Annotated in this window: 2 protein-coding genes and 1 pseudogene; all 3 read left to right on the top strand. The window is 35.5% G+C overall.

The window, feature by feature from the left end; translation table 11 throughout:
* Positions 1-1,001: pseudogene (locus tag IDG60_RS14100) on the top strand (phage tail spike protein); the annotation flags it as partial.
* Positions 991-1,143 (top strand): hypothetical protein, encoded by a 153-nt coding sequence (locus IDG60_RS14095; RefSeq protein ID WP_000654329.1) that lies wholly within the window; start codon positions 991-993, stop codon positions 1,141-1,143. The pseudogene IDG60_RS14100 and the gene IDG60_RS14095, both read left to right, overlap by 11 nt.
* 46 nt (positions 1,144-1,189) lie before the next feature.
* Positions 1,190-1,412 (top strand): hypothetical protein (locus IDG60_RS14090; protein ID WP_206160818.1); only part of this gene is annotated, 223 nt, incomplete at its 3' end.

Raw genomic sequence — 1,412 nt, 5'->3', positions numbered from 1 at the left:
ATATGTCACATTTTGGTATTTCAACATATATTGATGGAGAAGGCGAAGACGGAGGTTCATCCGGTACTATTCAATGGTGGGATAAAACTTACAGTGATAGCGGTATGAATGGCATAACAATCAATTCCTATGGTGGTGTCGTTGCACTAACGTCAGATAATAATCGGGTTGTTCTGGAGTCTTACGCTTCATCGAATATCAAAAGCAAACAGGCACCGGTGTATTTATATCCAAACACAGACAAAGTGCCTGGATTAAACCGATTTGCATTCACGCTGTCTAATGCAGATAATGCTTATTCGAGTGACGGTTATATTATGTTTGGTTCTGATGAGAACTATGATTACGGTGCGGGTATCAGGTTTTCTAAAGAAAGAAATAAAGGTCTTGTTCAAATTGTTAATGGACGATATGCAACAGGTGGAGATACAACAATCGAAGCAGGGTATGGCAAATTTAATATGCTGAAACGACGTGATGGTAATAGGTATATTCATATACAGAGTACAGACCTACTGTCTGTAGGTTCAGATGATGCAGGAGATAGGATAGCTTCTAACTCAATTTATAGACGTACTTATTCGGCCACAGCTAATTTGCATATTACTTCTGCTGGCACAATTGGGCGTTCGACATCAGCGCGTAAATACAAGTTATCTATCGAAAATCAATATAACGATAGAGATGAACAACTGGAACATTCAAAAGCTATTCTTAACTTACCTATTAGAACGTGGTTTGATAAAGCTGAGTCTGAAATTTTAGCTAGAGAGCTGAGAGAAGATAGAAAATTATCGGAAGACACCTATAAACTTGATAGATACGTAGGTTTGATTGCTGAAGAGGTGGAGAATTTAGGATTAAAAGAGTTTGTCACGTATGATGACAAAGGAGAAATTGAAGGTATAGCGTATGATCGTCTATGGATTCATCTTATCCCTGTTATCAAAGAACAACAACTAAGAATCAAGAAATTGGAGGAGTCAAAGAATGAAGGATAACAAACAAGGATTACAAGCTAATCCTGAATATACAATTCATTATTTATCACAGGAAATTATGAGGTTAACACAAGAAAACGCGATGTTAAAAGCGTATATACAAGAAAATAAAGAAAATCAACAATGTGCTGAGGAAGAGTAATCCTTAGCACTATTTTTATACAAAAATTTAAGGAGGTCATTTAATTATGGCAAAAGAAATTATCAACAATACAGAAAGGTTTATTTTAGTACAAATCGACAAAGAAGGTACAGAACGTGTAGTATATCAAGATTTCACAGGAAGTTTTACAACGTCCGATTCAGCAAGTTATGCACAAGATTTTAAATCTGAGGAAAACGCTAAAAAGATTGCTGAAACTTTAAATCTTTTATATCAATTAACAGGCAATCAAAACGGTGTGAAAGTTG

This window comes from Staphylococcus sp. EG-SA-2 (genome assembly GCF_017152085.1).
This window is presented reverse-complemented; position numbering and strand designations above follow the sequence as displayed.

Excerpts from the sequence above, each read along its gene's own strand:
- IDG60_RS14095 (WP_000654329.1), top strand. The coding sequence starts at position 991 with ATGAAGGATAACAAACAAGGATTACAAGCTAATCCTGAATATACAATT.